The sequence below is a fragment of the Brevibacillus sp. MCWH genome, assembly GCF_013096935.1.
Taxonomy (GTDB): Bacteria; Bacillota; Bacilli; order Brevibacillales; family Brevibacillaceae; genus Brevibacillus; species Brevibacillus aydinogluensis.
This window is the reverse complement of record NZ_SDLF01000025.1, coordinates 39,679-51,968: the sequence shown is the minus strand read 5'-3', so window position 1 is coordinate 51,968 and position 12,290 is coordinate 39,679. Positions and strand designations below refer to the sequence as shown.

Genomic DNA, 12,290 nt, shown 5'->3' with positions numbered 1-12,290 from the left:
TGCGGACGGGATAAGCGCTGAAAGCATCTAAGCGTGAAGCCCCCTCCAAGATGAGACTTCCCACAGCGTCAAGCTGGTAAGACCCCTCAAAGACGATGAGGTTGATAGGTTCGGTGTGGAAGCGCGGCAACGCGTGGAGCTGACGAATACTAATCGGTCGAGGACTTATCCACTCCAATGATCCTTTGCACCATGCATATCCAGTTTTCAGGGAATGAGGTACAGCCTTCTCAACCATGTCGTTGGGAAGGCTGTTTTGTTTTCCCCCTCTTACTCGAAAAAGAGGGGGTTGTTTTTTTGCATTTGCTTCAGAATAACCGTAGGCAAGGTGTACGCATGGCTGTCGAGGAAGCACTCCACGAGATAGCGCTCCGCGTAGGAGGAAGTTAGCGCCAGCTCCCCCCACCACTCCGTTTCGTACCGGCAGAGCATGCTGAGCACGTACAAAATCAGGTAGTGGCTGGCCCAGGTTGGCAGAGGAAGTGTCTCCGGCGCACCGTTCCAGAAAAACAGGGAGCCGTGATGAAAAGAAAACAGCGGGTGCCTTTCCCATTCCGAAAGAGCGGCCGAAGTGACAACCGCTTCCCTGCCGATGCTGTCTGCCCATTCAAACAGGAAAGCGTCGCAGCCGTCGGGAACAAGCCGTCGAATATACTGTCGAAGCGTCTCGGGAGAATATGCCAGCGGCCCGTCAGAACCGGTGGGGAACGCTATTCGATACACGGTTCCCTGTTGGTCATCGTGTGGCGTTACGATGCCCAGGTCAAGGCGGACCCACGGCGATTTTCTTCCGGTAACGACTGCATACGGACCGCTCAACTCCGACAAGGACGCAAACAGTTCATCCAGCGAGTACCGATCATTGAGGGGCGTAGGAGCGAACAGACGGGCCAGGTGTGCGAACAATCCTTCCTTTTGCGGCCGAACTTCATCCTCCAACAGATGGTATACTCCGCGCTTCCGCTTGCGCGTGGTCACGCCGTGCTGCAGCACGCGGCTGTTTTGCGGATAGTCAGGGTCGCAGGTAATCAGCCATCCTTTCAGCAGATGCACATACCCGTAAAACAGCAGCAGCGGGCGAACCGAGAGCGAGGCGCCATGAGCCGTTTCGTAAAACTGCCGCGCCTGCTGCCAGGTGTATAAAAAGCGGGTGCTCTGCTGGAACGCCAGGCGGTCGGGGTGCGGCAGCCCCCTAGATTGGTAGCAGTGGGACAAATACCTGCGCGCGGCTGGCTCCGTTTCCAGCAAGCGCAGTGTGGTCCATGCATCCTGCATCGTCATCACCTTTGGTTAACTTTCGTAAAATGGTAACGCTTTCTTGGTATTTTTTTTTGATTTATCTGGATAATTGACGGCATACCCGAACGATACAAGCTTTCCTTGACAGTAAATTAAGCCGTTTGTTACACTGGCGATAAATATTTTGGCGAAAGGAGCTTATTATTGTGCGGGAAGACAAATTCGTGAAAGAAGGTTTGACGTTTGATGACGTTCTCCTCATTCCGGCCAAATCGGAAGTGCTTCCCCGGGACGTCGACATCACGACGAAGCTGAGCGAAAACGTTACCTTGAACATTCCCCTGATCAGTGCCGGCATGGACACGGTGACAGAATCTAAGCTCGCTATTGCCATGGCTCGTCAAGGCGGTCTCGGGATTATCCATAAAAACATGACCATTGAACAACAAGCCAGTGAAGTGGATCGCGTCAAGCGCTCGGAAAGCGGCGTCATCACCAATCCGTTCTCGTTGACTCCGGACCATACCGTCGCCGATGCGGACCAGCTCATGGGCAAATACCGCATTTCCGGCGTCCCCATCGTCGATGAGCAGAACCACCTCATTGGGATTCTTACCAACCGGGACCTTCGTTTTGTGCACGACTTTTCCACTCCCATTAAAGAAGTCATGACCAGAGAAAATCTGGTAACGGCTCCTGTCGGAACGACGCTGCAGCAGGCGGAAGCCATCCTGCAGAAACACAAGATCGAGAAACTGCCCTTGGTGGACGAAAATAACGTTCTCAAAGGGTTGATTACCATCAAGGACATCGAGAAAGCGATCCAGTACCCGAACGCTGCAAAAGACAAGCAGGGACGTCTTCTTTGCGGTGCGGCAGTCGGTGTGACAGCCGACACGTTTGAACGGGCGGATGCGCTGGTGAAGGCTGGCGTAGACGTACTGGTGGTGGATACCGCACACGGCCACTCTATCAACGTCATCAACACCGTGAAGAAGTTGAGACAAGCCTATCCGGACCTGACCATCGTGGCGGGTAACGTGGCTACGGGTGAGGCAACCCGCGACCTGATCGAAGCAGGTGCCTCCGTGGTTAAGGTAGGGATTGGACCCGGCTCCATCTGTACCACGCGTGTCGTAGCCGGTATCGGCGTACCGCAGATTACCGCCATTTACGACTGTGCGCGCGTTGCCCAAGAGTACAATATTCCAATTATTGCCGATGGCGGCATTAAATACTCCGGTGACCTGACAAAAGCGATCGGCGCGGGCGCGTCGGCCATCATGATCGGCAGCCTGTTCGCCGGAACCGAGGAAAGCCCCGGCGAATTCGAAATTTACCAAGGCCGCCGGTTCAAGGTGTACCGCGGCATGGGGTCGATCGGTGCAATGAAAGCGGGCAGCAAGGACCGCTACTTCCAGGAAAACGAACAAAAACTGGTTCCGGAAGGCATCGAAGGCCGCGTTCCGTACAAAGGTCCGCTGGCTGACGTAGTTTATCAATTGGTTGGCGGGCTGCGTGCCGGCATGGGCTATTGCGGGGCCAAAACCATTCGGGAGCTGATCGAAAACTCCCAGTTTGTCCGCATCACTGGTGCCGGTCTGAGGGAAAGCCACCCGCACGACGTGCAGATTACCAAAGAAGCGCCCAACTACTCCATCTCCTAGGGCGATTGACGAAAAACCCTTTCACGATTGTGAAATGCACCCCCTACAGCAGGGGGTGCATTTTTCTGTGCAAACGGAACTGTGTAACCTATACATCTGCCAATATTAAACAGATAATTTGGAAAACGTAAGCTCGAAAGCCAAACACCTGGGTGATTTGTCTAATTAAGTGTCGAAGAGAGTGAAACTGAATGGACGTTGTTGCCTTCGTAAAACAGGCACAGTCGGGCAATGATGCGGCTTACCTTGCCTTGTTTCAACAATACGAAGAAATGGTGTACCGGATCGCTTTCGGACAGAAAAAAGCAGACTCGCCTTTACAAATAGAAGGTGAGTGGAACGTTGCTGTTTTTGTGAAGCGTTCATAACCTTGCACCGCGATTTTTCGTCTATATAAGATTGGAGAGTGGTTTTTTTCCAGTCTCCGACGCGGACAAACAGGTCGAAACAACCTTCAAGGAAGCCCTGCTTGTATGGTACACTTACACTTGTGTGCTCATGCCAATCGTGGCGAAGAACGACAGAAACGGGAGAGTGAGTAAAGCAAATGAAACAAAAAAGATGGACGAGGCGATTGATGGGACTGTTCCTTTCTGTCGCTGTGTTTTTGACCGCGTGGGGCGGCTTGTCTGACGGCGCAGGAGCTGCACAGCCCAACCTGCAGTTGGCGGTTAAATCGGCCATTCTGGTGGAAGCGTCCACGGGCAAGGTGCTGTACAGCAGCAATCCGGATGTACCGCTGCCGCCGGCCAGCATGAGCAAGATGATGACCGAGTACCTCGTGCTGGAAGCGATTAAACAAAAGAAAATCAAGTGGGACGAAAAGGTTCAGGTGAGCGAATACGCCTTTTACATCGCCAAAATGCCGGACTCCGCAGGCGTCTACCTGAACATGGGCGAGTCTCATACCGTCAAGGATCTGTACAAGGCCATGGCGATCGTGTCCGCCAACGACGCAACCGTGCTGCTTGCGGAAAAAGTGGGCGGCAGCGAAGCCAACTTCGTGGCAATGATGAATAAAAAGGCCAAGGAACTGGGGATGAAAAACACCTCGTTCGTGACGTCGACCGGTTTGCCCGTTGAAGATCTGGGGCCGTATGCACCGCAATCCGAACAAAAGGAAAACATGATGTCCGCACGGGACTCCGCGATCCTGGCCCGCGCGCTGATTCGCGATTTCCCGGAAGCGTTGGAATACTCCAAAATTCCGGAGCTGGCGTTCCGTGAAGGTATGCCAAACGTGATCAAAAAGAAAAACTACAACTGGATGCTTCCCGGACTGCTCAGCTACTATCCGGGGGTAGATGGTTTGAAGACCGGCTATACGTCGGCGGCGGGATACTGTTTCACCGGTACGGCAACACGGGATGATATGCGCCTGATCAGCGTCGTCATGGGGACCAGCAGCGAGTTGAAGCGCTTTGAAGAAACCAAAAAGCTGTTTGACTACGGCTTCAGCAACTTCAAGCTGACCAAAAAGGTGGAGAAGGGAGCCGCGGTAAAAGGCTTTGAAACCGCGCCGGTGAAAAACGGTGTGGACCTGACCGTACCAGCTGTAACGAGTAAAGAGGTAAACGTCCTGACCCAAATTGGCGAGGACACCAAGTTTACGCCGGTCGTGACCTTCCAGGATCTGAATGCGCCGCTGACGAAAGGACAGGTCATCGGGAAAGTGGTCTTTAAAGAAGAAGGAGAAAAGGACAGCGACTACCTGCAGCCGGAAGACGTGACCAAGGGGGGCGTCGACCTCGTGGCTGGACAAGACGTAGAGGAAGCAAGCTGGATTCGCCTGTTCTTCCGCAGCATCATCCAATTTATTAGTAACATTTTCAGCAGCGTCACCGGCAAATAAGTGGTTGTGTCGAAAATCACACTTCGTTTACAATGGTGAATATTACGACAACGTTTGCACAAAAACGTGCAGATCTAGAGTCCACATGGGTAGGAGGCAAAAAGCATGGTACAAGTAGGAACGTCCCGCGTTAAAAAAGGTATGGCTGAAATGCAAAAAGGCGGCGTCATCATGGACGTCGTAAATGCCGAACAAGCGAAGATCGCGGAAGCGGCCGGTGCCGTTGCCGTTATGGCACTGGAACGCGTACCGTCTGATATTCGCGCGGCCGGCGGAGTGGCGCGCATGGCTGACCTGGGCATCGTGGAAGAAGTGATGAAAGCGGTATCCATCCCGGTCATGGCCAAGGCACGGATTGGCCACTTCGTTGAAGCACGCGTGCTCGAGGCGATGGGCGTTGACTACATCGACGAGAGTGAAGTGCTCACTCCTGCCGACGACATGTTCCACATCAACAAAAAAGACTTTACGGTTCCGTTTGTCTGCGGTGCCCGCGATCTGGGCGAAGCGCTGCGCCGCATCGGTGAAGGCGCGTCCATGATCCGCACCAAAGGGGAGCCGGGTACGGGCAACATCGTGGAAGCGGTTCGCCACATGCGCACGATGCAGGCACAGATTCGCAAAGTGCAAAGCATGTCCTACGACGAACTGATGGCGGAAGCGAAAAACCTGGGTGCACCGTACGAACTTCTGGAATACGTGCATAAAAACGGGAAGCTGCCGGTTGTCAACTTCGCAGCCGGTGGTGTGGCTACGCCGTCCGACGCTGCACTGATGATGCAGCTTGGGGCAGATGGCGTGTTCGTCGGCTCCGGTATCTTCAAATCGGAGAATCCGGAGAAATACGCCCGCGCCATCGTCGAAGCGACGACGCACTACACCGACTACGATCTGATTGCCCGCGTCTCCAAAGGACTGGGTACGGCTATGCCGGGTATCGAAATCTCCAAACTGCGCGAAGCAGATCGCATGCAAGAGCGCGGCTGGTAAGGTGAACAACATGAAAATTGGCGTACTTGCCCTGCAGGGAGCTGTAGCCGAACACATCCGCATGCTGGAACAAGTCGGTGCAACAGCGGTCCCGGTGAAAAAAGTGGAAGAGCTCAACGATCTGGACGGTCTGGTGATCCCCGGCGGGGAAAGCACCACAATCAGCAAGTTGATGCACAAATACGGCTTTATGGAAGCCATCCGCCAGTTTGGCCAAGCCAAAAAACCGATTTTTGGCACATGTGCCGGCGCCATCCTGCTGGCCAACCGCATCAACGGCCAGGATGACTGCCACCTCGGTCTGATGGACATGAAGGTGGAGCGCAACGCGTTTGGACGTCAAAAGGAGAGCTTTGAAGTCGATCTGCCCGTGGCGGGCATCGCTCCCGATTTTCCGGCTGTCTTTATTCGGGCGCCGTACATTATGGAACTGGGGGAAAACGGTCAGGTGCTGGCGAAGTACGAAGACAAAATTGTCGCCGCCCGCCAAGGCCATTACCTGGCAGCTGCCTTCCACCCGGAACTGACGGAGGATGCGCGCATCCACAAATTCTTCTTTGACATGGTGAAGGAGTACCGGGCCGATAAAGTTCAGGCCTGATCCCGCACTCACATAAAAAACCGGTACCGCACGTGGTGCCGGTTTTTTTGTCAACCGCCTCCTTTACACAGGTATAGAACCTGTAGTACAGTTAACAATAGATGTATCGAATATTGAATGCGATGATGAGGCCAGTACTTTGCATAAGCCAGGCCCAGAGAGTCGGTGGCGGGTGAAAACCGATCCGGCGTGCAAGGGAATCCACCTCGGAGTGGCAAAGCTTCAAACTTTGCCCGGTAACCGTCCCGTTACGACGGATGAGAGCGGGCAAATGCGGATGGAAACGGACAAACGCATTTGCCAACAAGGGTGGCAACGCGGGTATACAGCACTCGTCCCTTACAGAGGGGACGAGTGTTTTTTACTGTCCCGCAGGAACGCGCTTTCGCCATTCACATCTGGACAACTACTCTTTCCAGAATAAGGAATCATAGAGATTAGGAGGGAATTACATGCTTGACGTGAAAGTTTTGCGCAGCAATTTGGAAGAGGTAAAACGCCGGTTGGCACATCGCAACGAAGACATTTCCGCGCTCGACCAGTTCGCCGAGACGGATGAAAAGCGGCGCCAGGTTATTCAAGAAGCGGAATCGTTGAAAAATAAGCGAAACACGGTCTCCGAACAAGTGGCGATCATGAAGCGCAACAAAGAAAACGCCGACCACCTGATCGCCGAAATGAAACAGGTGAACGAGCGCATCAAGGCGCTGGACGAAGAACTGCGCCAGCTGGACGAACAATTGGAGCAGATTTTGCTGAGCCTGCCCAATCTGCCGCACGAGAGCGTGCCGATCGGTACGTCGGAAGAAGACAACGTAGTGGCCTGGACCTGGGGCGAACCGCGCAATTTTACGTTTGAGCCAAAGCCGCACTGGGAGCTGGCTGCCAATCTGGGCATCCTCGACTTTGAAGCGGCGGCCAAGGTAACAGGCAGCCGGTTTGTCTTTTACAAGGGGCTGGGAGCGCGTCTGGAGCGGGCGCTGATGAACTTCATGCTGGATCTGCATACCAGCGAACACGGATACGAAGAGATTTTGCCGCCGTACATCGTCAATCGCACCAGCATGACCGGCACCGGTCAGCTTCCCAAATTTGAGGAGGATGCCTTCAAACTGGATGGGCCGGATTACTTCCTGATCCCGACAGCGGAGGTGCCGGTGACCAACATTCACCGCGACGAGATTCTCGATGCAGCCGACCTGCCGATCTATTACGCCGCGTACAGCGCTTGTTTCCGTTCCGAAGCCGGATCGGCCGGCCGCGATACGCGCGGACTGATTCGCCAGCACCAGTTTAACAAGGTGGAGATGGTGAAGTTCGTCAAACCGGAAGACTCTTACGACGAATTGGAAAAGCTGGTGAAAAACGCGGAAAAAGTGCTGCAGCTCCTCGGCCTGCCGTACCGCGTGATGAACATGTGCACCGGCGACCTCGGGTTTACCGCCGCGAAAAAGTACGACCTGGAGGTATGGCTCCCCAGCTACAATACGTATCGGGAAATCTCCTCGTGTTCCAACTTTGAGGACTTCCAGGCGCGTCGGGCCAACATCCGGTTCCGCCGCGACGCGAAGAGCAAGCCGGAGTTCGTCCATACACTCAACGGCTCCGGTCTGGCAATCGGCCGCACCGTGGCCGCCCTGCTGGAAAACTACCAGCAGGAAGACGGCTCCATTGTCATTCCGGAGGTACTGCGTCCGTACATGGGCGGAATGGAAAAGATCGTGCCGAAGGAAAGCCGCTGACGACGTACAGCATACAGACAGTCAGCATAGAAAAAACCGACTCTCACGTCCATTTGGATGGGGAGCCGGTTTTTTTATGTAACAAAAACAGCGGAATTTTTCGAAAATGGTGTTGCGTTGTACGAACCACTGTTATATAATAACGGCAAGAAAGTTGATTATTGTATTAATACAGGAGTGGAGGGAACGGAAATGAACTGCTTTCGGTGTGAAGGAAACGGCGAACAGAATTGTCCGCACTGCGGCGGAGCGGGCTATGACGAGCACGGGGTGGAGTGCCATCATTGCCACGGTGACGGCTGTGTAAGCTGCAGCCACTGCAGCGGCAGCGGGTATCTGGATTAAGGCCATTTTTTTTGGCAGTACTGTACTATAATAGATTGATTAAATTTTCTTCTGTATCATAATAACGTTTTGGTTCAGGAGAGGAGGAACCTGTTTTGACTACGCTGCACACCAACCATTACCCAGCCGAAGTGACGATCACCGGCGCGCTGTCGCCGCAGTATGAGGAGATTCTCACTCCCGACGCAATCCGATTCTTGATCAAACTGGAGCGGGCCTTTGGCGAGAGGCGGCGGGATCTGTTGAAACAGCGGATCAAACGGCAGGAGGAGATTGACTGCGGGAAGCTGCCCGATTTTTTGCCTGAGACCGCCCACATTCGCAAGGCTGATTGGACGGTGGCTCCCCTGCCGCCCGACCTGCAGGACCGCCGGGTGGAGATTACCGGTCCGGCCGGCGACCGCAAAATGGTGATCAACGCGCTCAACTCGGGAGCCCGGATGTTTATGGCCGACTTTGAAGACGCCAACTCGCCGACGTGGACCAACACGATCCAGGGACAAATCAACATGCGCGATGCGGTGAGGCGCACCATTACCTACACCAGCCCGGAAGGCAAGCAGTACGCGCTGAAGGAAAAAACGGCTGTGCTGATCGTCCGTCCGCGCGGTTGGCATCTGGAAGAAAAACACGTGTTGTTGGATGGGCAGCCGCTCTCCGGCAGTCTGTTTGACTTCGGATTGTATTTCTTCCACAACGCCCGTGTCTTGCTGGAAAAAGGCTCGGGTCCGTACTTTTACCTGCCCAAACTGGAGAACCACCTGGAAGCCCGTCTCTGGAACGACGTCTTCCTGTTTGCCCAGGACGAATTGGGGATTCCGCGCGGCACGATCAAGGCGACGGTGTTGGTCGAAACGATTCTGGCCGCGTTTGAGATGGATGAAATCCTGTACGAGTTGCGTGAGCACAGCGCCGGACTCAACTGCGGCCGGTGGGACTACATTTTCAGCTACATCAAAAAACTGCGCAACCAGCCCGATGTCATCCTCCCCGACCGCGCTTTGGTGACGATGACGGTGCCGTTCATGCGGGCGTATACCACGCTAGCAGTCAAGACGTGCCACAGGCGGCAGGCTCCCTGCATCGGGGGAATGGCGGCGCAAATTCCGGTCAAAAACGATCCGGTCAAAAACGAAGAAGCGCTGGCCAAGGTGCGGGCCGACAAGGAGCGGGAAGCCTACGACGGCCATGACGGCACCTGGGTGGCCCATCCCGGATTGGTGCCGGTAGCGATGGAAGTGTTTGACCGCTTGATGCCGGAAGCCAATCAGATCTGGTACAAGCGGGAGGATGTGCAGGTCACGGCTGCCGACCTGCTGGCGGTGCCAGAAGGGCCGATTACGGAAGAGGGCGTGCGCACCAACATCAGCGTCGGCATCCAGTACATCGAAGCCTGGCTGCGCGGCCACGGCGCGGTGCCGATCAACAACCTGATGGAAGACGCGGCCACGGCGGAAATTTCCCGCGCCCAGGTCTGGCAGTGGATTCGCCACCGCCGGGGCGTGCTGCCGGACGGGCGGAAGATTACCGCCGGACTGGTCAAACAGTGGGTGAGTGAGGAACTGCAAGCCTTGAAACAAGCCATCGGCCAGGAACGGTACGAGAGCGGCAAATTCCAGCTGGCGGGCGAACTGTTTCTGCGGCTGGTGACAGCAGACGAATTCGAAGAGTTCTTGACCATCCCGGGCTATGGCTATCTTGAATAAAAAGGAGTGGAAGAGGATGAACAAGCAAGAGGCAATCAGACAGGTGGAGGAAAGCTGGAAGGCGGAGCGTTGGAAGGGGATTGTCCGCCCGTATACGGCAGAGGACGTCGTCCGGCTGCGCGGTTCGGTGCAGATTGAACATACGTTGGCACGGATGGGGGCAGAGCGGCTGTGGCATTTGCTCCACACGGAACACCACATCAAGGCGCTGGGTGCCCTCACCGGAAACCAGGCAATTCAGCAGGTGAAAGCGGGCTTGAAAGCCATCTACCTGAGCGGCTGGCAGGTAGCGGCTGACGCCAACCTGGCCGGGCAGATGTACCCCGATCAGAGCTTGTATCCGGCCAACAGCGTTCCCCATGTGGTCAAGCGGATCAATCAGGCGTTCCAGCGGGCCGACCAGATCCAGCAGGCGGAAGGGACCGGCGACATCTACTGGTTTGCGCCGATCGTGGCTGATGCGGAAGCTGGTTTTGGCGGACCGCTCAACGTGTTTGAACTGATGAAAAGCATGATCGAAGCGGGAGCCGCCGGCGTTCACTTCGAAGACCAGCTGGCTTCGGAGAAAAAGTGCGGCCACATGGGCGGAAAAGTGCTGATTCCCACGCAGTTGGCCATTCGCAACCTGATCGCAGCCCGCTTTGCCGCCGATGTGATGGGCGTACCGACCGTGATCATCGCTCGTACGGATGCCAACGGAGCCTTTTTGATCACCAGCGACATCGACGACCGCGACAAGCCGTTCCTCACCGGCGAGCGCACACCCGAAGGATTCTTCCGCATGCGCGGCGGGCTGGATGCGGCTATCGCGCGCGGCCTCAGCTACGCGCCGTACGCCGATTTGATCTGGTGCGAAACCTCGGAGCCCAATCTGGAGGAAGCGCGCCGGTTTGCTGAAGCCATTCACGCACAATTCCCGGGGAAATTGCTGGCGTACAACTGCTCCCCGTCGTTCAACTGGAAACGGAAGCTGGATGAAGCTGCGATCGCCCGTTTTCAGGATGAGCTGGGCGAGATGGGGTACAAGTTTCAATTCGTCACCCTGGCTGGCTTCCACTCGCTCAACCACAGCATGTTTGAGCTGGCCCGAGGCTACCGCGAGCGCGGCATGGCCGCCTACTCCGAGCTGCAGCAGGCGGAGTTTGCGAGCGAGCCATACGGATATACCGCGACCCGCCACCAGCGCGAGGTCGGCACCGGCTACTTTGACGAAGTGGCCCAGGTGATCGCCGGCGGCACCTCGTCGACCACGGCCTTGAAAGGCTCCACGGAGGAAGAACAGTTTACCCATAGCTGATGAAACGTCAGGACCAGGGCATCATCCCTGGTCCTCCCAATTGCAAAAAATCGACTTCCCTCATATAATTAATTAGAGTAGGTGCAATACGTCCTCGTAGCTCAGCTGGATAGAGCAGCAGTTTCCTAAACTGCGTGTCGGAGGTTCGAGTCCTCTCGGGGACGCCATTCCATGAAAAACCTTGGGAATCCAAGGTTTTTTTCTTTTTATGTGGAGAGTAAGACAGGAAATTGGTTCTTAGGCGTGGCACTGAGTATTATTCGCACTCTGAACTGTATGGAAAATATATGAAACGATCGGGAATAACAGCCCCATCCACGAATTAATTGAAAGGATCTACACCAATCCATTGTAAATAAATGGGAATAATACTTATTTAATAATTCACACAATTTTAACATCGAGCGGATTCATTTCCCCTCATTATGGGATACAATGTCAATGACAATGACGACCGTGAGAAGAAAGGGGTATACTCATTGAATTTGGTATTAACCGAAAGACAATGTCGAGTATGTCGGGTTCGTCTGACGGAGTATGAAATTGAAAACAACAACGAGCTATGCATGGATTGTTATAAAGAAAAACGTGAAGATGCTGAAACGAAAGCGAACCTGGGCAAAAAGCCGTCTCTCTGATGGGAGACGGCTCAGCATGTAGACAAAGTCCGTGGCGCATGGGTGATCGGGCCCGCTCGCTCTCTTGACGCCCAGCAAAGAAGTGGATGATGTCCGCTCCAAAACGCGACGCGGGCAGGGGGCAAACATCTGGGTGTTTCGACGAAGTGAGACTTGTGCCCCCTGTTTATCCCCGCGTCTTTCGTTTTTCCGCTGAGCAGGTCGTCAAAGGAG

10 protein-coding genes, 1 tRNA gene, 1 rRNA gene and 1 other annotated feature are annotated in these 12,290 nt (G+C 54.8%); of the genes, 11 read left to right on the top strand and 1 reads right to left on the bottom strand.

Going from position 1 to position 12,290, the window contains the following annotated elements:
* Nucleotides 1-173, top strand: a 23S ribosomal RNA gene (locus ETC00_RS17495); the annotation flags it as partial.
* Nucleotides 174-270: 97 nt separating this feature from the next.
* On the opposite strand, the gene ETC00_RS17490 is transcribed toward ETC00_RS17495, so the two are convergent.
* Nucleotides 271-1,275, bottom strand: a complete 1,005-nt coding sequence (locus ETC00_RS17490) for a YaaC family protein (protein ID WP_171567408.1) — start codon at nucleotides 1,273-1,275, stop codon at nucleotides 271-273.
* A gap of 170 nt (nucleotides 1,276-1,445) precedes the next feature.
* Here ETC00_RS17490 and guaB point away from each other — a divergent pair, with 170 nt between their 5' ends.
* The 10 genes from guaB to ETC00_RS17440 all read left to right on the top strand — a co-directional run bounded on the left by guaB (nucleotide 1,446) and on the right by ETC00_RS17440 (nucleotide 11,606).
* Nucleotides 1,446-2,906, top strand: coding sequence for an IMP dehydrogenase (gene guaB / locus ETC00_RS17485; protein WP_171567407.1), 1,461 nt, complete (start codon nucleotides 1,446-1,448; stop codon nucleotides 2,904-2,906).
* A 191-nt stretch (nucleotides 2,907-3,097) separates the two neighbouring features.
* Nucleotides 3,098-3,274, top strand: a complete 177-nt coding sequence (locus tag ETC00_RS17480; RefSeq protein WP_171567406.1) for a hypothetical protein — start codon at nucleotides 3,098-3,100, stop codon at nucleotides 3,272-3,274.
* 179 nt (nucleotides 3,275-3,453) lie between these two features.
* Nucleotides 3,454-4,758, top strand: a complete 1,305-nt coding sequence (locus ETC00_RS17475) for a D-alanyl-D-alanine carboxypeptidase family protein (RefSeq protein ID WP_171567405.1) — start codon at nucleotides 3,454-3,456, stop codon at nucleotides 4,756-4,758.
* Between the two features lie 105 nt (nucleotides 4,759-4,863).
* Entirely contained in the window at nucleotides 4,864-5,748 is an 885-nt protein-coding gene (pdxS, locus tag ETC00_RS17470; protein WP_171567404.1) for a pyridoxal 5'-phosphate synthase lyase subunit PdxS, read from the top strand.
* Nucleotides 5,749-5,758: 10 nt separating this feature from the next.
* Nucleotides 5,759-6,349, top strand: a complete 591-nt coding sequence (pdxT, locus tag ETC00_RS17465; RefSeq protein WP_171567403.1) for a pyridoxal 5'-phosphate synthase glutaminase subunit PdxT — start codon at nucleotides 5,759-5,761, stop codon at nucleotides 6,347-6,349.
* Between the two features lie 113 nt (nucleotides 6,350-6,462).
* Nucleotides 6,463-6,692: a binding site (T-box leader), on the top strand.
* A 109-nt stretch (nucleotides 6,693-6,801) separates the two neighbouring features.
* On the top strand, nucleotides 6,802-8,091 hold the full coding sequence (serS, locus tag ETC00_RS17460; protein WP_171567402.1) for a serine--tRNA ligase: 1,290 nt from the start codon (nucleotides 6,802-6,804) through the stop codon (nucleotides 8,089-8,091).
* Nucleotides 8,092-8,283: 192 nt separating this feature from the next.
* Complete coding sequence (locus tag ETC00_RS17455) at nucleotides 8,284-8,436, top strand: hypothetical protein (protein WP_171567401.1); 153 nt, start codon at nucleotides 8,284-8,286, stop codon at nucleotides 8,434-8,436.
* Between the two features lie 95 nt (nucleotides 8,437-8,531).
* Nucleotides 8,532-10,142 carry a malate synthase A gene (aceB, locus tag ETC00_RS17450; RefSeq protein ID WP_171567400.1) on the top strand — a complete coding sequence of 537 codons (1,611 nt, stop codon included), beginning with the start codon at nucleotides 8,532-8,534 and terminating at the stop codon, nucleotides 10,140-10,142.
* A gap of 16 nt (nucleotides 10,143-10,158) precedes the next feature.
* Nucleotides 10,159-11,439 (top strand): isocitrate lyase, encoded by a 1,281-nt coding sequence (gene aceA, locus ETC00_RS17445; protein WP_171567399.1) that lies wholly within the window; start codon nucleotides 10,159-10,161, stop codon nucleotides 11,437-11,439.
* Between the two features lie 90 nt (nucleotides 11,440-11,529).
* Nucleotides 11,530-11,606, top strand: a tRNA-Arg gene (locus ETC00_RS17440).
* The last annotated feature ends 684 nt before the right edge of the window (nucleotides 11,607-12,290 follow it).